Here is a 17,500-nt window from a genome sequence, read left to right as displayed (position 1 = left end):
GGACTCCAGCGTCACTCTTCAATACGGACTTGAAGATGCCAATCTGCACCGACGTCAGCGGTGACGCACCACCAGTTTCAACCACCCGCGAGCGCCCCGACAGGGGCATAAATCTCTTCAATGGAACTCCCTGGGCGGTGAGGTGACTGGTTGGCACCTTCACCGTCACCGCCCAGGCCGAAAGTTCCTGATCGACACGACGAGCAAGGGGTGGGGACTTCTAACTGGCCACCACCGGGGACCTCAAATTGGCCACCAGTGGGTACTTTTCCATGGCCACGGACAGATGTCAGCTACTACGAGGATCGCTCCACGATCCACCACCCCGGCACAGGCACCCCAGGCGAGGCCGCGCTCAGAAGCACTGCTGTGAATCTGCACCGCTCTTTGCCGGTGCCGACAAGATCGCTGAGGCCTACCGAACCGCCGCATTGACCGGGCACAACGCTCTGAAACTCTTCAAGAGTCCACAAACTCCCAGCTCACGAGCCTGTTAATCGACAACGGCGGAACCCTGGCTGCGCACGGCGGCCTGTAACTGCGAAATTACGGCCAGGGTGACCGTATTCCACAGCGACCGCGGGCGCAGTATATATCGAGCGAATTCGCGGCGGTGGCAGCCGAATTACACATTCTCCGGCCCGTCGGACGCACTTGAAAATCTTACGACAATTCGTGGGCCGAATAGTTTACCGAAACATTGAAGAACGAACGGGTATATTGCACGAATTGCCCGACGCGGAAGCAAGCAAATAAGAACAAGTCGCTATACCGCATTTCGAATAAAATTACATCAGACTTCACTCCTTAATTGGATATCAGACATCACTGAGATAGAGCCTGACTGGTTCGAGCAGAACTAAGCGTCGCAACAAACCGAACTTTCACTGTCCGAAATCCGCGGGGTTCCTCAAGGCAGACAGGACGTTGCGCCCAACCGCCACACCCCAAAAAATCATCATGAGAGCCTGGCAAGTAGATTCGTCCAGTAAAATACCCCAACGTTCAGAAAGGCTGGCTACATTGACAACGCCACTGTTTGCAAACGGCGATAAGCTGAGCTGTTTTACCTCAGCTCTGGCTAGGGCTCTGCTCGTCTGGGGTGAAGAGCGCTGGTGGCGGCCGCTATTGGTAGGGGGGCCGACTTTGTCCGTTAGTCCAGTCGGCGATGTGCTGTTGTTCGAGCATCATACCGTGCCCCCTGTTCCGGCGTTAGGTCTGCGCGTTAGAGGAAGCGAGTCTTGGGAATTGACACGACTAGCACTCAGTGAGCAGGTATCCTTGCACGGCTGCGTTGTAATACTTGCAGATATCTTTAATCTGCCGTGGCAACGCGGATATCGGAGATGGCACGGACCTCATTGGATGACTGTTGTGGGTCACCCCGAGGGCTGGGTGATCGAGGACCCGTTGACTATGACTACCGAACTTGGACCTCAAAGAGGCCAATGCATTCCAGTAGACTCCGAGGCAGACCTAAGTGCTTGGTCGAAAAGCCTTGAAACCGACGCGACGGTTCTGCGTCTGCGCGAAGAGGCGATGGTCGGGTCCAACGAGGCCACCATTGGCGTGACTTACCGCTGGCTCGAGTTCGGTGCCGCATTGGCGCACGCACCGCTTCCGGTAGGCCGCATGTCAGGCGCTGATGCAATGATGACCCTGGCCCGCCACTTCGAAGTTGCCAGTAAGGCAACTGATTTCCTTCAAGTTGACGATCTTTGGCAAGCGCTACGGCAGCGTGAACTACTGGTGTGGAGCGCAGGTCACGACTCCGAGTTGCTCGGTGTGAGCGAAAGAGAGCACTGGGAACACGCCACACAGCTCTGGCGCGGACTTCCGCTGCAGTTGATGCGCGCGCGAATGCGCGCCGAGTCGGGAAAGAAGGTGGATACCGCGCTCATCGTTGATACGCTTGAGGCCTTGTCCGAATACGAAGGAAAACACCTCACATCAGTACCCGAGACGGTATGGGACGGACGAGTTTGAAAACGCATCTATCCTTATTGCCGTCTCGCGAAGATTGAACCGCCCCGGCATGTCCGGAGACTTCATTCTTTGGGAAGGATGGAGTCACGTCATCAGGGATGTCGAAGAGGTATCCGCCGGAGCTGCGTGAGCGGGCAGTGCGGATGGTTGCCGAGATCCGTCACGAGCACAGTTCGGAATGGGCGGCTATCGAGTCCGTCGCCGGCAAGCTCGGCATCAGAACAGCTCAGACACTGCACAACTGGATCCGCAGAGGCCAGGTCTATTCGGGACAGCGCGCGGGCGTGAGTACCGATGCCGCGGCCGAGTTACGGAAGTTGCGGGCTGAGAACCGAGAGCTCAAGCGGGCCAACGACATTCTGAAGTCTGCCTCGACTTTCTTCGCGGCGGAGCTCGACCGCCAACGCAAGTGATCATCGGATACATCGACAGTCACAAACAGGAGTTCGGCGTCGAGCCGATCTGCAGGGTGCTCACCGAGCACGGCTGCAAGGTCTCGTCGAGCACCTACTACGACGGCCGCAACCGGCTGCCCTCCAAACGCGCGATTCCGGACGAAGAGCTGAAATCGGAGATCGCCCGGGTGCACGAGGCGAACTACCTTCGCTCGTATCGTCATCCGAGCGCGTGGCGGGATCTCGGGCACCGCTTCGGTGAACGACTTTCGACTCGCAGGAGATGTTGGTGCACAACCATTTACGCTTTCGCCACAGAACATCGGGGCGGTCCGGTCCGATCTTGGTGTCGCGTGGTGTCGTGGTCACCCAACCTTCGACCGCGTGGACACCGCCGTGCATGACGCGCACACTCCCACCCACTGAGGTGCGGTGGTCACCGCGACCGTGCGGGTGCCGTCGGGACTAATCCGGACGGATTCAACGACGATGCCGTCGAGTCCGAACAGGGCTGAACTACTGTTGGGCATGCTCGCGCCCTTGTTGTTGCTGGATGCGTGAAGAACACCCAGTTCACAAGGGCGCGAGCCCTCAATCAGTCACCGACACGAATCTGATCGGTCGCACCAGACCCCCACCAAGTCGGAAGAGCCGGTAAAGGTTCGTGAGCTCGCAATAGCATCGCTTGTGGTGGCTTGCGTACCAGTTAGCCAGGTGCGTGGGCATTCGCTTAGCCCGAGCGGCCGCCGGTCAAGTCGCGTGCGGTGTTGTTAAGAATTTGTAAGTAACCTGCAACCCCTCTGCAAGAAACACCACCAACTGAAAACCAAACGCCGCTGGACCTGCACCCAGCTACCTGGCGGAGCCCTGCGCTGGACCAGCCGCACCGGTATCACCAGAATCACCATCCCCACCACCCGCACGTTGATCGGGAAACCCGAACCACCACCGAAGCCACAACACCCAACAGCACCGCACCCACCCACCGACCCCATCACCGACCACGACGCCGTCGAACTGCTCTACGAACCCACCTGGTGGGAACGACACATGAGCACCCTCGACCCACCCACCCTGATCGACACCGCGAACAACCCCGCCCTGCAATACCTACGCGACCACCACGATCAACACCGCGCCATCACCACCGCCCGCGACACCCTCGCCCCACCACCCTTCTAACCCACACCCGGCCACGACGATCGCGTGACATTCCTCCCGGAAACCGGGAGGAAACGCAACCAATCAGCCACCACGACAGCGCGATTGCCACAGCCAGCATCAACCGGCACCAATAACGTCGCGCCAACACCACACAGTGGCGACACCAAGGACCGTGACGATCACGACCACACCCACATGCGCCGCATCGAGGCCGCGGGTCATTGAAGGTCGGCCAGCAGTGCGGAGAGGTTCTGCTCCTCTGTCGCTTGCACGGGAGTGGCGGCCCGCACTGCACTAAGCACCCCATCGATACGACTGTCGAGCGCATGCCAGGCCTCTTCGTCCATCGGCCGCAGCGTTGCCTCGTCGTCGTCCCACGCGGTTTCGAGATCCTTGACTCGTGCTGACGCGGCACCGTGATCACCGGCCTGCACCTTCGAAAGTGTCTCTGCGGCAATGGTTCGGAACCTTGCAAGCATCTGGGCGGGGAAATGTGCGGTCACCTGGCCTGGAGCGAGCGTCGCAGGCGTGCTGCTGTCCTCCTCGCTCGCCACCGTGGCGTGCGGCTGCTCCGACGCCGAAATCAGCAGCGCGGCAGTACCGACGGCGACCGCCGCAAAATAGCCGAGCATGATTCGCTCGCGGTTCAGCGAGGCTGGCGCAGTCGGCTCGGACTTCTCGATGACGTCACTCCGGCTGAATGTTAGGTACCCGACCGTCGCGAAGATTGCGACGAGAAAGATCACGCTGGTGAGTGCGGTACCCACACCGAGACCGTGATCCGCAGTGGGAGAAGCGAACCAGTCGCCGAGGTTCGCGCCCAGCGGCCGGGTCAGGATGTACGCGAGCCAGAACGACAGCACCGCATTGGCACCCAGCCGCCACCCGATCACGATCGACACGATGAGCCCAGCCGGCAACAGCACCGACGTCCCGGGTCCCCATCCGGTCAGAGTCAGCGTCCAATCACCGGCTGCTGTGCCCAGGGCGAAGGTGACCAGGATTGCGATCCAGTAGAACAACTCTCGCGGAAGCGTGACGATGCTGTGAATCGACAGCGTGCGCTCACGGGCATACCAGACACCGAAGACGACGGCAAGGATCGCTGTGAACACTCCGGTACTCACGGCGAGCGAGACACCCAGATTGTCGGTGAGTATGTCGGTGTAGAGGGTGCCGGTCACGCTCAGCACGACGACCGTCAGCCAATACGCGAACGGTACGTAGTGCGTGAGACGTAACTGCCACCCCAGAACCACGGCAAGCACGACCGTGAAACCGACGGCGGTCGCACCGAGACCCACACCCAACGTCATGTTTATCCAGTCGGCGAAGCTTTCACCCACGGTGGTGCACAGAATCTTGATTACCCAGAACCACACCGTGATCTCTGGAACCTTGCTGGCCAACACACGCTGTCGCGTTGGGATATCCGCCTTCTCTGTTTCGGTCATAGTGGCCGAGATTAGGAAACCGCAGCTGAAACAACGCTGAGACGTAGGTTCTCAGCGCCGTTCAGCGGTCCTTCAGCACCGTCGGCGAACAGTCGAGATTGCCGATCCACACCGGACCGGCGCAGGCCAAGGAGGACAGTCATGAAACTGAAGAAGAAGATCGTCTCTGTTGCTGCCGTGGTGATCGTCGCGGGATCGATCGGCGGCGGTATCGCTACAGCGCACGCACTCGACCACTCTGCCCCGGCACCTACTGCGGTGGTCGACACCCCCGAACCTGGCGACACCCCGGACCACCAGGGTGCGGTCGATGTCCCCGAACCTGGCGACACTCCCGATCAACCCGACGCAGTCGACAGTCCGGACCAACCCGACTCAGTCGGCACCCCGGATACTGGGCGCTGACCATCAACCGCCGCAGCCCCGCGCTGCGGCGGTCGCGCCGGATCTGGGCGACAGCACTCGCCGTCGCACTCGCGAGTTCGCTTGTCGTGTGCAGCTATTCCTACGCCTCCGCCGTGTTCGCGCCGGGCTACGCTACCTGGACCGACAAGACCGCAACATGGCTCCGTGATCACGGCGGAGCACCGCTCGTCGATGCCTACGAGAACTGGCGATACGCACGACCGCCACGCACCATTGCACCGGACCTGAAGCGTGCGCTCGACTCCACCGGCCTGATGGGACATGCCAAGCGAGCGTGGGTGCGTGGGCGCACCGGTAGCGACGGAACCGTGCACAGCTTCACCACGCTCTATCAACCGGACCCGCAGCACCGCGCAACGGTCATCGGCGTCGCCGTCATACCGATGATCGGCGTTGTGGCGCACCTGATGGCGGGAACCACACAGCCACAGACATCGACGACAACACTTGCGCGCGTTCCCGATTCCGACTTCGCGAACCTCGTTGCCACGTTCAATTCCGGCTTCAAGATGAACGACACGGCAGGCGGCTTCTACTCGGATCGGACGCTCGGTCGCGCCCTCGTCGACGGCCAAGCGTCGGCCGTCATCGACGACACCGGTCACTTGACCGTCGAACAATGGGGCCGCGATGTCGTGATGAACCCGCACATCGTTGCTGTTCGACAGAACCTGGCGCTGATCGTCGACCACGGCGCACCGGTATCCGGCCTTTCCCGCAACCGCGATTCCAGTTGGGGCAATGCGAAGAATCAACTCCAGTACACCGAGCGATCGGCGTTGGGCACCAAAGCCAACGGCGATCTGATCTACATTGCGGGCGCCAACGTCAACCTCACCACGCTGGCACAATCGCTTGCCGACGCCGGTGCCGTGCGCGGGATGGAACTCGACATCCACAGCGGCCTGACCGCTTTCAGCTCCTGGACTGTCGGCGGCGACGGAAAGCTTTCTCCCACATCACTTCTCCCCGGCGTTCAGAAAAGGCCTGATCGCTACCTCAACGAGGATCGTCGCGACTTCTTCTACGTCACGCTCGCGCCGCGCCGCGCCCGATGACACTCTGGTGTCCATGACCAACCCGATACATCCCGGTCGGTGGAACGTCCGGATGCGGTCCGCGGTCGCGTCGGCGCTGGTTGTCGGCCTTTGCCTGGCCATCGCGGGCGGCGCTCTGCTGTTCATGCTCTACCGCTCGCTGGAGACATCGGCACGGACCGCGGCAGACGGCAGGGCCCAGCAAGTGGTGGAGCAGCTCGTCAACGACCCCGCCGAAGAACTGGACCGGTCACTGTTCGCCACCGACGGTCAAGTGGGGATCGTGCAGGTGGTGGACTCGAACAACAAAGTGGTCAACGAATCCGCCGGTGGGGAGACCACCCCGATCGTTGCGACACTGCTGGCGCCATCGCAGTCGCAATTTCTCGGCCGAGTCGAGCTCACCGATGCGGACGACTTCTGGGTCACCGGTCGCGGCGTACAGTCACGCAACGGACCGGTCACCGTTTTGGTGGGCGCGGATCGCGAGCCGGTCGAAAACGTCGTCACCACCGTCGCATTGCTTCTCGCGGTGGCCGGACCCGTCGTGGTTGCGTTGGTCGCGGTCGCAACCTACCGGCTGGTGGGCATTGCGCTACGGCCGGTCGAACGGATGCGAGCGCGAGTCGCATCGATCTCGAGTAGCCAACTGGCCGAACGCATTCCGGTACCCGAGACGCGCGACGAGATCACCCGCCTCGCTGTCACCATGAACGACATGTTGGCGCGCCTGGAATCCGGGCAGCGCGCGCAACAACGGTTTGTCAGCGACGCGTCGCACGAGTTGCGAAGCCCGCTGGCCACCATCACAACCGCGCTCGAATTCGCAGAAACGCGGCCAGAACTGCTCGACGGCGCTCTGATCGACGAGTCCCTCCTCCCCGAGGCCCGCCGCATGCGTCAACTGATCGAGGACCTGCTCATCCTTGCCCGCGCCGACGAGCACACGTCACCGCTGCCGACCACAGACGTCGACATCGACGACATTCTGTATCTGGAAGGTGCTCGCATTCCCAATGTTTCGAGCCTCGCCGTCACGACGGCAATAGTTCCGGTCCGGGTCACCGGCGATCCGCGGGCGCTTGCGAGGGTGGTTCGCAACCTGGTCGACAACGCGCTTCGCCACGCGCGCAGCGAGATTCACCTGGAGTGCGGGACGGCCGGCGGCGTCGCACTGATCGTGGTCGAGGACGACGGGCCGGGTATCCCGGCCGCGGAACGCGACCGCGTCTTCGACCGGTTCGTCCGATTGGATTCGCCGCGAACGCGCGAATCGGGCGGAGCCGGTTTGGGTCTCGCGATCGTGACGGAAATCGTCCTCGCACATCACGGGACCGTCCGAGTGGTCGAGCGCGCCGGCGGTGGCAGCCGATTCGAGGTACGCCTGCCCTGGGAGCAGCACTGATCGAAACGTCACGGTGTCCGATTCAGATCTTCAGACTCGATTTCGCCGTCGTTCACCTTGCAGGCCTTTGATCCGAGCATGACTCGCGATCACCGCGGCCTTGCCGCCGCCGTCCTGTGCAGTGCCTGCGTGCTTCTCGCCACCGGCTGCGGCAGCGACGCCACCACGCCGACCGCCAACGGCAAGCACGTGCTGCTGCTGTCGATCGACGGGATGCACGAGTCCGACCTCGCCGGGTACATCACCTCGCATCCCCAGTCGGCACTGGCCAAGCTGGTCGGTTCGGGCACCCAGTACACGCACGCGCAGACCACCATTCCGTCGGACTCGTTCCCGGGCATGGTCGCTCAGGTGACCGGCGGAACGCCGAAGACCACCGGTATCTACTACGACGACACCTTCAACCACGACCTGCTGAAGGCAGGCACCACCAACTGCGCCGGGGTGGCCCCCGGTGCCGCGGTGGAGCTGACCGAGGACCTCGACAAGGACAAGTCGCACATCGACGCGGGTGAAGGGCTGCCCAACCTTCCCGACGGCGTCATCGACATGACCGGCGACCCGACCAAGGTGATCGACAGCGCAAACCTGCCCGTCGATCCGAAAACATGCAAGCCCGTCGAACCCGGAAACTACTTGCAGGTCAACACGATCTTCTCCGTTGCCCACAAGGCAGGCCTGCGCACAGCGTGGTCGGACAAGCATCCCGCGTACGCCATCCTCAACGGTCCCGGCGGCACCAGCATCGACGACCTCTTCACACCGGAGATCAACAGTGCGACCGACGGCACCAAGGATGGCAAGGACTGGACCAGCGACAACGCGCTGACCCAGCGATACGACACCTACAAGGCAGACGCTGTTGTCCACCAGATCGACGGCAAAGACCATTCCAGCCGCAACGACGTGGGCGTCCCTGCGATCTTCGGGATGAACTTCCAGTCCGTGTCGACTGCCGAGAAGCTGCCGACGTCCGGCGGCAAGACAGGTGGGTACGAAGCGGACGGCGTGACGCCCGGACCGGTCCTTGCCTCCGCGCTGGATTTCGTCGACAAGCAGGTCGGGCGGTTCGTCGACGAGTTGAAAGCGAAGGGACAGTCGGACAACACGACGATCATCGTCTCCGCCAAGCACGGGCAGGGGCCGATGAAGCCCGACACGCTGAACCGCATAGACGACGGCAAGATCATCGACGGGCTCAACGCGGCATGGGCGGCCACCCACCCGGACAACAAGGAACTCATCACCCATTCCGTCGACGACGACGCCATGATCATGTGGCTCTCGGACCGCTCGGCTGATGCGGCGACCTTCGCTAAGAACTACCTGCTCGGACAGAGCGGCAACGGAACCGACATCGCAGGAAACCCCAAGCCATTCCACGCATCCGGCCTCGACCAGGTGTACGCGGGTACCGACGCAGCCGGCTACTTCGGAACCAAGCCGGGCGATTCGCGGGTGCCGGACATCTACGCGACCACCCAGCCGGGCACCGTCTTCACGGCAGGCAAGTCGAAGATCGCCGAGCACGGTGGCGTCGCCGCCGATGATCGCAACGTTCCGCTCGTCGTTGCAGGAGCCACCGGCGGACACACCGTGATCGACGCCGACGTGGCCACCGCCCAGATCGCGCCGACCGTTCTGCAGCGTCTTGGCTTGAACCCTGACGATCTACAGGCTGTGGCTGCCGAGCACACCGCTGTTTTGCCGAACTGAGCTGGGTTGCCGAACCGAGTTGGGTTGCCGAACCGATAAGCGCCTACTCAAGCCGGCTCGCCGTGCGGCGCCAATCGCCGAGCCGTATCGACGAGCAGGACCGCTGCGATCGTGACAAGCAGAAAGGCAAGTGCGATCCACGAGCCGTCGTACAGCGTTCCTGCCGTGGCAGGCGCGCCGTCGATAGCCGGGCCGAACGACGTGGTTCGCACACCGTGATTCCACGACCATATGGCCGCGAAGATCCCGATCAGCGCGACAGGTAGTTCGGCGAACACAGCGATCGCTCTACTCACTTCGGCTCACTTTCCGATTCGTCGGCAAGGTCGGGTCGCGCAGTCAGCAACGCCGCCCGCAACCCCTTGTCGTTCTTGGCCCATGTTCGCAGCAACACTCCACTGCGCAGCCGCAGGCCGATCCCGGTGCGCCCGCGCGGGACGTCGGACAGCTCACCCATCGCTCGCGCCACCTCCCACAGTTCGTCGTCCCACGAGTCCTTGTCGCGCTCCGGAAAAACGTGGTCGATGTCAGCGAGATCGAGTTCTTCGGGACCGTTACGCAACGTGGTCGGCGTCAACTCGACGCTGACATAGCGCCTGCCACCGAGTACCTGTACCCACACCACCGTCGCCATGATGACCGCCGCGATGGCCAGCGCAACCCAGTGCACACCGCCACCTGCGACGATTTCGTAGAACGCCACAGCAAGGCAGAACAGCGGACCGTACGCGATCGTCCGCCAGCGGGCGCCCGACTCGGCAAACAACGTGTCAGTCATCGGCAGCCGACCCCCTATTGTCGAACCCCGGCTTTTCGAACCCCGGCTTTTCGAACCCCGGCTTTTCGAACCACAGCGCAGAGGATTGGCGAAAGACCAAGATGCCCGCACTCACCAGCAGCAGCGGCACGATCAGTAGGAACGCGGGGCTCAGTCCCAGCAGCACGGCCGCGATCTGCAGAAGGGCGAATACGCCGGACAAAGTCACCAACGCTCGACGAAAGCGCGGATCGCCCGAACGCACAGGCCCCGACAGCAACCCGGTCACGATTCCGACGATCAACGATCCGACGCCAACGCCCCGCAACAGCACCAGAAAACTGTCCGTGTTATCGGGTTTCACACCGTTGTCGACGAGTTGCTGCCGGATGGCGTCGCCCGACGACGTGAGAGCGAGCAAGCCGAAGAGAACGAGAATCACCGACGCCGCTAGCCACAGCCAGTAGGCAACCGAAACGGTCTTGGGACGGGTAAGCACCCCACCATCCTGCGCTATCCGCAGGTCAGTTGATGATCCCGGGCACCAGCAGCACGACGACCGTGACGATGGCGAACAACAGGAGCAGTCCGAGGATGACCAACTCGCGACGCAAGCTGTTGGTCTGCTCGATCACTACACGCATTTCGACGAGCCCTCCGAGATCCCACATACCTTGTGACAGCACTCACAATACATGTCGGCGTGTTCGGCGCCAATTCACCTGACAGACATAGAAATAAACCTGAAAAGGTGCTGCGAATTCACCGAGAGTTCACCTCGACTGGGACAGCCAGCCCGCGACCTCGGTCGCCCAGTACGTCAGCACCACATCGGCACCCGCACGACGAATGCTGGTCAACGACTCCAGAATTGCGGCGTCGCGATCGATCCAGCCGTTCTGCGCGGCAGCGGTGATCATCGCGTACTCACCCGAAATCTGGTATGCGCCAACCGGTACCGATGTCACGTCGGCAACCTCGCGCAGAATGTCGAGGTAGGACATGGCCGGCTTCACCATCACCATGTCGGCACCCTCGGCGATGTCGAGATCGACTTCGCGGATGGATTCTCGACGGTTCGCCGAATCCTGTTGGTAGGTGCGACGATCGCCCTTCAAGGACGACCCGACAGCCTCGCGGAACGGGCCGTAGAAGGCCGACGCGTATTTGGTGGCGTAAGCGAAGATTCCGGTGTCCAGATGACCCGCCGCGTCGAGACCTTCGCGAATCACGCCGACCTGACCGTCCATCATACCGCTGGTGCCGAGTAGGTGGGCACCCGAATCAGCTTGCGTCAGCGCCATTTCCACGTAGCGGGTCAGCGTCGCGTCGTTGTCGACCGAACCGTCGGTGGCCAGCACGCCGCAGTGTCCGTGATCGGTGAACTCGTCGAGGCAGGTATCGGCCATCAACACTGTCGAATCGCCGAGTTCGTCACGCAGCGCACGCAATCCGCGGTTGAGGATGCCGTCCGGATCGGACGCGCCGGACCCTTGCGCGTCTTTGTCCGCCGGCTTCGGAACGCCGAACAACATCAACCCGCCGACCCCTGCCTGCACAGCTTCGGTCGCGGCAGCGCACAGCGAATCCAGCGTGTGCTGGTGGACGCCCGGCATCGACGTGATCTCGCGAGGCTCCGCAAGGCCGTCCGCAACGAACATCGGCAACACGAGATGCCTTGGCGCCAAGGAGGTCTCGGCAACCAGTCGTCGCAGCGCGGGGGTGCGACGCAGGCGACGTGGTCGTTGCGTTGGGAACACCGACTAACGCCTGCGGCTCTTCTTCCGCGGCGGCGGGAGTGCACCTTCGGCCCGCAGGCGGCACGCGTGCTCGGCAAGCGCCTCCACCAGCGGTCCGACCTGTGCGGTCTCGGGCTGCACGTCGACGCGCAGGCCGAACTCCGTTGCCGTTTCGGCCGTCTTCGGACCGATGCAGGCGACGATGGTGCGCGTGTGCGGCTTACCTGCGATACCGACCAGGTTCCGAACGGTGGACGACGAGGTGAACAGCACCGCGTCGAATCCGCCGGTCTTGATCATCTCACGGGTCTCTGCCGGCGGCGGCGCGGCCCGTACGGTGCGGTACGCGGTGACGTCGTCGATCTCCCAGCCACGTTCGCGCAGGCCTTCGGCGAGGGTCTCGGTGGCAATGTCCGCGCGCGGCAACAGAACTCGGTTGACCGGATCGAACACGTCGTCGTACGGCGCGAACTCCTCGAGCAGGCCGAGGCTGGACTGCTCGCCCGACGGCACCAACTCGGGGTTGATGCCGAACGAGCGCACCTTGTCCGCGGTGGCCTGACCGACACACGCGATCTTCACGCCGGAGAACGCACGAGCATCGAGTCCGAATTCCTCGAACTTCTCCCACACGGCACGCACCGCGTTGGTCGAGGTGAACACGACCCACTGGTAGCGGCCGTCGACGAGGCCCTTCACGGCCCGCTCCATCTGGGCGGGGCTACGCGGCGGCTCGACGGCGATGGTCGGCACCTCGATCGGGATGGCACCGTGGGTGACGAGGCGTTCGCTCATCTCACCCGCCTGATCCTTGGTGCGCGGCACCAGGACAGTCCAGCCGTAGAGTGCGCGCGACTCCCACCAGGACATCTTGCTGCGCTGGCTGACCACCTTGCCGACGGTCACCACCAGTGAACCCTGCAGGTCTGCACCCGCGTCGTTCATCGTCGCCAGCGTTGCCTCGACCGTGCGCTGCTGACGCGTAGTGCCGCGAACGGTGATCGCGACCGGTGTCTGCGGAGCGAGTCCGTGCTCGACCAGCGCACTGGCGGTCTCGGCCAGGTGGCCTGAGGTGGCATGCAGGACCAGCGGGCCCGGGGCGGCGGCCAGTGCGGCCCAATCGGTTTCACCACGCACGTCGGCTTCGGTGTGGCCCGAACCCAGCGCCATTCCGGCGTAGCTGGGCACCGCGGAACCTGCGGGCAGACCCGGAAGCACCTCGAAGTGCACCTGCGTGCGCGCAACGGCAGTAACCTCGGCGATCACCGAATCGGTGGTCAGCGGGTCGCCGGAGACGATGCGGACGACGTCGTGGCCGTTCTTCGCCTCGGTGACCAAGGTCTTCGCAACCTCGGCAGGCTCGCCGAGCGCGGGGCGCACCTCGGTGATCAGTTCGTCGGAAGCGGCCTCGGGCGATGGCTCCAACGCGCTCAGCGCCGACCCGACGAGCGCGACGACACCCTTGTCGACATCGGGGTCGGTGAAAGCCAACGTCGCGGTGGCAATGACTTCGCGGGCGCGCACGGTGAGCAGTGCCGGATCGCCTGGGCCGGATCCTACGAAGAGGATCCGTCCGGGATTGTTCTTACGGGCTCGGCTCATGGGTTGTTCTCCAGTGCAATTTCGTGTCGAGCGTTCATGTTCAGGTTCGGTGTGCGGCGGCGTCTGGCGCCGCTGGCTTTTCGGTCACACGGTGGCCAGGGAATCGGTTCAGGCACCGGCACCACCTCCGCCACTCGCAGGTTCGGTGACCGCCATCAATTCGCGGGCGCCCAGATCGAGCAACTCACGGGCGAGGTCACGCCCCAATTTCTCGGCGTCGTCGGGCGAGCCGACGATGGAGGCTTTGACGACATCCGAACCGTCGAGTGCCGCAGCGCATCCACGCAAGGACAGCTCGTCGAAGATGCGACCGCTCTCGTCGATCGATTCGACCACCTCGGCGATCGCGCCGACCGGAGCCGTGCAGCCGGCTTCCAATTCGGCGAGCAGCGCCCGTTCGGCAGTAACCGCCGCACGACTCTGCGGATCGTCCTGAAGAGCAAGTGCTGCAATGGATTCCGCGTCGTCGATCCGGCATTCGACGGCCAGCGCACCCTGCGCGGGAGCGGGCAGCATCTGCACCGGCTCCAACGCCTCGGTGACGGCATCGAGTCTGTCGATGCGCGAAAGACCTGCGCGGGCAACGACAACCGCGTCCAGCTCGCCGTCGGCGACCTTGCGCAATCGGGTGTCGAGGTTGCCGCGCAACGGAACGACGTCGAGGCCCAGCCCCAGTGCCCGCAACTGCGCGGCGCGCCGTGGAGCCGAGGTCCCGACCTTGGAACCCGCAGGGAGCTCGCCGAGGACAAGTCCATCGCGTGCGACGAGGGCATCTCGCGAGTCCTCACGCGGCGGAATGGCGGCGATCACGAATCGCTCGTCCGGCGCGGTCGGCAGATCCTTGTACGAGTGCACGGCGATATCGACTGCGCCCGAGAACAATTCATCGCGCAGCGCGGTGGTGAACACGCCGACGCCGATCTCCTGAACCGGAGCTGCCGACTCGTCGCCCGCAGTGCGCACGACAACCAGCTCCGCTTGATGTCCAGTGGCGATCAAGGCGTCGCGCACGGTTCCGGCCTGCGTCAACGCCAACAGGCTGCCGCGGGTGCCGATCTTGAGGATCCGGCCGGTGTCGACGCCCGGAACGGCTTCGCGGGCAACGTAAGTGGGTGCGGTCACTGCGCAGCCCCCCAGGCGTCGTGCTCGTTGAACTGACCGGTGGTGAAGTCGTCGGCCAATTCGATCGAGGTCTCCAGCTGCCGGGCGGACGGGTTGGCGCTGATCTCCATCGGCGTCGCAACCGACTGGGCGGCACCGGGCTTCAATTCGAACAGCTCGCGCAGCGCCTCGGCGTAGGTATCCCCGCCGGGGGTGGCAGCGAGTTGCTTCACCCGCACCGTCGGCGCGTGCAGCAGCTTGTCGACGACGCGGCGCACGGTGCGCGCAACCTCGTCGCGCTGCGGGTCGTCCAGTCCGGGTAGCCGCGACTCCAGGCGCATCAGCTCGGCTTCGACCACCTCGGCGGCGCGCTGACGCAGCGCGGTGACGGTGGGAGTGACCTCCGCCAACCGCTGACCGGACAGGTACGCGGCCAACTCGCCCGCCACGATCTCGCGGGCAGCATCGGCATCGGCGCTGGCAGCACCGGCGGCCGGATCACGCTGCAGGGTTTCCATGTCGATGACGGTCACGCCGGGCAACCCGGCAACAGCATGCTCGACGTCGCGCGGCAGGCCGAGGTCGCAGATCACCAGCGGTCGGTCGTGTGCTCGCTTGGACAGCGCGAGGTGCGCATCCGCGAGCGTGACGACGGTACCGACCGCGCCGGTACAGGTGATGAGAATGTCGGCATCGGACATGGCCGACGACAGGTTCGCGATATCGACGGCGTCGGCTTCGACCCCGTGCGACTTCGCCGTGGCGGCGAGGTGCTCTGCACGCTCCATGGTCCGGTTGACCACGACGATCCGGCCGATACCGCTGCGGGTCAGCGCGGCCACCGAGAGGCCGCCCATCGCACCGGCGCCGAACACGACTGCCTGCTTGCCGACCAGCTGACCGTCCCCGAGGATTCCGGCGGCCCGATCCAGCGCCACCGACACCACCGACGCACCAGCCGAGTCGATGCCGGTTTCCGCATGAACCCGCTTGCCGACGCGCAACGCCTGCTGGGCAAGTTCGTGCAAGACCCGGCCCGACGCCTGCTGCGCATCGGATGCGGCATACGCGGAACGGATCTGGCCGAGGATCTGCTGCTCGCCGATCACCATCGAATCGAGCCCGCTCGCCACCGCGAACAGGTGCTCCGCCGCGGCCTCGCTGTAGCGGACGTACGCGTGCTTGGTCAGGTCGGGCAGCGGCAGGCCCGCATGCTCTGCCAGCATCTCGCCGACCTCGGCAAGCGCGCCGTGGAAGGCGTCGACGACGGCGTAGAGCTCGACGCGGTTGCAGGTGGAGACGATCATCGCCTCGGAGACGTGGCTCGACGCAAGCATCCGGTCGGTCAGCTTCGGCCGATCGGACTCGGAAATCGCGACCCGCTCCAGCACCGAGACCGGCGCGCTGCGGTGCGAAATTCCGAGGAGCAGAACACTCATGGGGCTACCACCGATCCGTTGCTGGTCGCATGTGCGGGCACCGGCACTGCCTCGCCTTCGGCATTGCGTGCGCTGCTGAACGACAGCATCTGCATTTCCACGGCGAGGTCGACGCGTCGAATCTCCACATGGGCGGGCGCGGTCAACATCAGCGGCGAGAAGCTCAGGATGCAGCGCAAACCGGCGGCGACCAGTCGGTCGCAGGTGTGCTGCGCTGCCGAGTCCGGAACGGCGAGCACGGCAATGGTCGGCTCGAGTTCGGCGCAGGCCGCGTCGAGCTGATTGCTGTCGCGAATGTCGATACCGGCGATGGCGGTGCCGACGAGCGTCGGATCGGTATCGAACAGCCCAACGATCGAGAAGCCGCGGCGCCCGAAGCCGCCGTAGCCCGCAAGCGCGCGGCCAAGGTTGCCGACGCCGACCAGAATCACGCGATGCCCCTGATCCAGGCCGAGGGCGATTTCGATTCGGGCACGCAACCGGGCGACGTCGTAGCCGACACCGCGAACCCCGTTGGGGCCTAGGAAGGACAGATCCTTGCGGAGCTTCGCAGAACCGACACCCGCCGCAGCGGCCAGTTCTTCACTCGATACGATCAGGATTCCGTCATCGACCATGCCGGTCAGAACACGAAGGTAGGTCGCAAGCCGCGAGACTGTGGCCTGGGGAATGTCCCTGGCCAGATGCAGCGACTTTGCCGTGGTGACCGCTGCGTCGACGCCAGCAGCGCTCGGCGTCGCGTGCTGATCGGTCACGTCAAAGGCTCCTCGTCTTCACCGGTGCTTTTGCGCCGGCCTTCACGCTGATCCGGGAATTGTTCTCACCACGGTAACTGCTTGTGAAGCCACGCACAAAGTCAGCGAATTCGGCCCCTACCACCACCTCGACCAGCGAAATGTCAAATCGCCCTCGTGGTCGGACAGCTCTCAGCGCGCCAGATCTGCTCGCAGGCGAGCCTCGTCGACTTCCCAATAGCTGTGCTCGCGCCCGTTCAGCAGGACGACGGGTAGCCGGTCGCCGTACTCCGCGCGCAACCCCGGTTCGGTGGCTGCGGCCGCGTCGACATCGACAGAATCGAGGGTTGCGCCGAACTCCGCGCAGATCGAGACCAGCTGCCCGTGCGCCACGTCGCAGAGTCCGCAACCGGCTCGCGTGAGCAAGGTGACTGCGTTCGTGGGGGTGATCATGCCGACACTCTGCCATCGACCGGAGTCATAGGGCGGAGCCGACCGGGATAGTGTTGTGACAAGGGTTTCGCGACACTGGAGGTGTGGTGCCT

At 63.9% G+C, this 17,500-nt stretch carries 17 protein-coding genes, 1 pseudogene and 1 other annotated feature; of the genes and pseudogenes, 7 read left to right on the top strand and 11 right to left on the bottom strand.

Annotated features, from left to right (window positions below):
- Positions 1 to 1,416: 1,416 nt before the first annotated feature.
- Together FOY51_RS15500 and FOY51_RS15495 are read left to right on the top strand one after the other, a co-directional pair.
- Positions 1,417 to 1,986 (top strand): hypothetical protein, encoded by a 570-nt coding sequence (locus tag FOY51_RS15500; protein WP_149431126.1) that lies wholly within the window; start codon positions 1,417 to 1,419, stop codon positions 1,984 to 1,986.
- Positions 1,987 to 2,084: 98 nt separating this feature from the next.
- A complete protein-coding gene (locus FOY51_RS15495) occupies positions 2,085 to 2,399 on the top strand; it encodes a transposase (protein WP_149431125.1) in 315 nt (104 codons plus the stop codon).
- Positions 2,360 to 2,474: a sequence feature (AL1L pseudoknot), on the top strand. It overlaps the preceding gene by 40 nt.
- Before the next feature lie 113 nt (positions 2,475 to 2,587).
- On the opposite strand, the pseudogene FOY51_RS27615 reads toward FOY51_RS15495, so the two are convergent.
- Positions 2,588 to 2,958: pseudogene (locus tag FOY51_RS27615) on the bottom strand (transposase family protein); the annotation flags it as partial.
- A 473-nt stretch (positions 2,959 to 3,431) separates the two neighbouring features.
- On the opposite strand from FOY51_RS27615, the gene FOY51_RS27845 reads away from it, so the two are divergent.
- Positions 3,432 to 3,563: a hypothetical protein gene (locus tag FOY51_RS27845; RefSeq protein ID WP_290367895.1), complete on the top strand. Its 132-nt coding sequence runs from the start codon at positions 3,432 to 3,434 to the stop codon at positions 3,561 to 3,563.
- A gap of 200 nt (positions 3,564 to 3,763) precedes the next feature.
- On the opposite strand, the gene FOY51_RS15490 is transcribed toward FOY51_RS27845, so the two are convergent.
- The gene (locus tag FOY51_RS15490; protein WP_149431124.1) at positions 3,764 to 4,999 is read right to left on the bottom strand and encodes a COG4705 family protein; all 1,236 of its coding nucleotides are present in this window, start codon (positions 4,997 to 4,999) and stop codon (positions 3,764 to 3,766) included.
- Between the two features lie 141 nt (positions 5,000 to 5,140).
- Here FOY51_RS15490 and FOY51_RS15485 point away from each other — a divergent pair, with 141 nt between their 5' ends.
- From FOY51_RS15485 to FOY51_RS15470, 4 genes are all read left to right on the top strand, one after another.
- Entirely contained in the window at positions 5,141 to 5,404 is a 264-nt protein-coding gene (locus tag FOY51_RS15485; RefSeq protein WP_149431123.1) for a hypothetical protein, read from the top strand.
- 86 nt (positions 5,405 to 5,490) lie between these two features.
- Positions 5,491 to 6,483 (top strand): phosphodiester glycosidase family protein, encoded by a 993-nt coding sequence (locus FOY51_RS15480; protein ID WP_149431122.1) that lies wholly within the window; start codon positions 5,491 to 5,493, stop codon positions 6,481 to 6,483.
- Between the two features lie 13 nt (positions 6,484 to 6,496).
- Positions 6,497 to 7,867, top strand: a complete 1,371-nt coding sequence (locus FOY51_RS15475; protein WP_235916367.1) for a sensor histidine kinase — start codon at positions 6,497 to 6,499, stop codon at positions 7,865 to 7,867.
- 78 nt (positions 7,868 to 7,945) lie between these two features.
- Positions 7,946 to 9,583, top strand: coding sequence for an alkaline phosphatase family protein (locus tag FOY51_RS15470; protein WP_149431121.1), 1,638 nt, complete (start codon positions 7,946 to 7,948; stop codon positions 9,581 to 9,583).
- Between the two features lie 47 nt (positions 9,584 to 9,630).
- Here the strand turns inward: FOY51_RS15470 and FOY51_RS15465 are convergent, their stop codons facing one another.
- From FOY51_RS15465 to FOY51_RS15425, 9 genes are all read right to left on the bottom strand, one after another.
- Complete coding sequence (locus tag FOY51_RS15465) at positions 9,631 to 9,879, bottom strand: hypothetical protein (RefSeq protein WP_149431120.1); 249 nt, start codon at positions 9,877 to 9,879, stop codon at positions 9,631 to 9,633.
- Entirely contained in the window at positions 9,876 to 10,361 is a 486-nt protein-coding gene (gene mce1N, locus FOY51_RS15460) for a transport-regulating membrane protein Mce1N (protein ID WP_149431119.1), read from the bottom strand. Before mce1N ends, FOY51_RS15465 begins: the two co-directional genes overlap by 4 nt.
- Positions 10,354 to 10,839, bottom strand: coding sequence for a hypothetical protein (locus tag FOY51_RS15455; RefSeq protein WP_149431118.1), 486 nt, complete (start codon positions 10,837 to 10,839; stop codon positions 10,354 to 10,356). Before FOY51_RS15455 ends, mce1N begins: the two co-directional genes overlap by 8 nt.
- 274 nt (positions 10,840 to 11,113) lie before the next feature.
- Complete coding sequence (gene hemB, locus FOY51_RS15450; protein ID WP_149431117.1) at positions 11,114 to 12,100, bottom strand: porphobilinogen synthase; 987 nt, start codon at positions 12,098 to 12,100, stop codon at positions 11,114 to 11,116.
- Between the two features lie 3 nt (positions 12,101 to 12,103).
- Positions 12,104 to 13,681, bottom strand: coding sequence for a bifunctional uroporphyrinogen-III C-methyltransferase/uroporphyrinogen-III synthase (locus FOY51_RS15445; RefSeq protein ID WP_149431116.1), 1,578 nt, complete (start codon positions 13,679 to 13,681; stop codon positions 12,104 to 12,106).
- Between the two features lie 108 nt (positions 13,682 to 13,789).
- Positions 13,790 to 14,746, bottom strand: coding sequence for a hydroxymethylbilane synthase (hemC, locus tag FOY51_RS15440; RefSeq protein ID WP_371830451.1), 957 nt, complete (start codon positions 14,744 to 14,746; stop codon positions 13,790 to 13,792).
- A gap of 53 nt (positions 14,747 to 14,799) precedes the next feature.
- A complete protein-coding gene (locus FOY51_RS15435) occupies positions 14,800 to 16,221 on the bottom strand; it encodes a glutamyl-tRNA reductase (RefSeq protein WP_149431114.1) in 1,422 nt (473 codons plus the stop codon).
- Complete coding sequence (locus FOY51_RS15430; protein WP_149431113.1) at positions 16,218 to 16,976, bottom strand: redox-sensing transcriptional repressor Rex; 759 nt, start codon at positions 16,974 to 16,976, stop codon at positions 16,218 to 16,220. Before FOY51_RS15430 ends, FOY51_RS15435 begins: the two co-directional genes overlap by 4 nt.
- Positions 16,977 to 17,147: 171 nt before the next feature.
- Positions 17,148 to 17,408: a glutaredoxin family protein gene (locus FOY51_RS15425; RefSeq protein WP_149431112.1), complete on the bottom strand. Its 261-nt coding sequence runs from the start codon at positions 17,406 to 17,408 to the stop codon at positions 17,148 to 17,150.
- Between the last annotated feature and the right edge of the window lie 92 nt (positions 17,409 to 17,500).

It is taken from the genome of Antrihabitans cavernicola (assembly GCF_008297975.1).
GTDB lineage: Bacteria > Actinomycetota > Actinomycetes > Mycobacteriales > Mycobacteriaceae > Antrihabitans > Antrihabitans cavernicola.
Note: the sequence above shows the minus strand (reverse complement) of the source record. Positions and strands in the feature narration are given on the sequence as shown.

What these genes read in the sequence shown, in the direction of transcription:
- FOY51_RS27845 (WP_290367895.1), top strand. Translation starts at nt 3,432, where the DNA reads ATGAGCACCCTCGACCCACCCACCCTGATCGACACCGCGAACAACCCC.
- FOY51_RS15445 (WP_149431116.1), bottom strand. Translation starts at nt 13,681, where the DNA reads ATGAGCCGAGCCCGTAAGAACAATCCCGGACGGATCCTCTTCGTAGGA.
- FOY51_RS15475 (WP_235916367.1), top strand. Translation starts at nt 6,497, where the DNA reads ATGACCAACCCGATACATCCCGGTCGGTGGAACGTCCGGATGCGGTCC.
- FOY51_RS15495 (WP_149431125.1), top strand. Translation starts at nt 2,085, where the DNA reads ATGTCGAAGAGGTATCCGCCGGAGCTGCGTGAGCGGGCAGTGCGGATG.
- FOY51_RS15500 (WP_149431126.1), top strand. Translation starts at nt 1,417, where the DNA reads ATGACTACCGAACTTGGACCTCAAAGAGGCCAATGCATTCCAGTAGAC.
- FOY51_RS15435 (WP_149431114.1), bottom strand. Translation starts at nt 16,221, where the DNA reads ATGAGTGTTCTGCTCCTCGGAATTTCGCACCGCAGCGCGCCGGTCTCG.
- FOY51_RS15470 (WP_149431121.1), top strand. Translation starts at nt 7,946, where the DNA reads ATGACTCGCGATCACCGCGGCCTTGCCGCCGCCGTCCTGTGCAGTGCC.
- FOY51_RS15425 (WP_149431112.1), bottom strand. Translation starts at nt 17,408, where the DNA reads ATGATCACCCCCACGAACGCAGTCACCTTGCTCACGCGAGCCGGTTGC.
- mce1N (WP_149431119.1), bottom strand. Translation starts at nt 10,361, where the DNA reads ATGACTGACACGTTGTTTGCCGAGTCGGGCGCCCGCTGGCGGACGATC.
- FOY51_RS15485 (WP_149431123.1), top strand. Translation starts at nt 5,141, where the DNA reads ATGAAACTGAAGAAGAAGATCGTCTCTGTTGCTGCCGTGGTGATCGTC.
- FOY51_RS15490 (WP_149431124.1), bottom strand. Translation starts at nt 4,999, where the DNA reads ATGACCGAAACAGAGAAGGCGGATATCCCAACGCGACAGCGTGTGTTG.